Raw genomic sequence first — 986 nt, 5'->3', positions numbered from 1 at the left:
ACTATGCCACAATATAACTACCCAAGATACAAAAGAGAAATCGCTGAACAAACACTAAATTATCTAAGTGCTATACCTATGTATAATAAAGGCTTAGATGAACTTAAACTACAAGAAAATACAGAATATAATCTAAATTATAAAAACGAACATTATTTAACTATCTCTAATTCTACTATAGGAAAAGATAATACCGATGCAAAAGCAAGAAATGAAATCACTTTAAAAAATGATATAGACAAGGAAGAATTTTACATTCTAGCACAAAAAGATTATAAAGAAGAAATAGGCAACAACTATGAGCAAACCATAAAAAATAACAAAACCTCAGAAGTGGGAGCTTTATATACTGAATTTATTACCTTAGGGCATATGCAAAATATCATAGGTTTTAAAAATGTCAATGTAGGTGCGCAGTATCTAGAAAACACCTTGCTTTCTAAAGACACCAATGTGGGTTTAAGTAATACTTTGAATGTAGGAATTAGTAATGAAGTCAATATAGGACAAAATCATGAAGAAAAAATAGGAAATGATAAAAGAGTAATCATCAACAATAATCTAGAGCAAGATATCAAAAATGATTTTATCCAAAGAATAGGACATAATAAAAATGAAACCATAAAAGGTTCTTATGTGCTTCAAACCAATCAAAGTATAAAATTTCACTCCAAAAAAGATCTAAGCATAGAAACAAATGAGTATTTCAAAGCTGAAGCTGATGATTCTATTAGTTTTAAAGCTAAAAATAATTGTTCCTTTACGGCTGATGAAATAAATACTTTAGCTAATAAAGAAAGCACTTTAATAGCACAAAAGCGAATCATCTCTCAAGTAGGTGAAAATACCACCATCACACAAACAAAAGATAAGATTATACTTCAAGTAGGAAAAATGCAAGTAATTATAGATGATAAAGGTTTAAGGGTAAAAGGAGGTGATTTGAGAGCAGATTAAAAGCAATTTTCTTGAATTAAAACTAAAAT

At 28.4% G+C, this 986-nt stretch carries 1 protein-coding gene; it reads left to right on the top strand.

The window, feature by feature from the left end:
• A partial coding sequence (locus L8W69_RS09175; protein ID WP_263666992.1) for a bacteriophage T4 gp5 trimerisation domain-containing protein occupies nt 1-957 on the top strand: 957 nt, incomplete at its 5' end.
• Nucleotides 958-986 lie beyond the last annotated feature (29 nt).

The sequence above is a fragment of the Campylobacter sp. CNRCH_2016_3089 genome (assembly GCF_025772505.1).
Taxonomy (GTDB): Bacteria; Campylobacterota; Campylobacteria; order Campylobacterales; family Campylobacteraceae; genus Campylobacter_D; species Campylobacter_D lari_D.
This window is presented reverse-complemented; position numbering and strand designations above follow the sequence as displayed.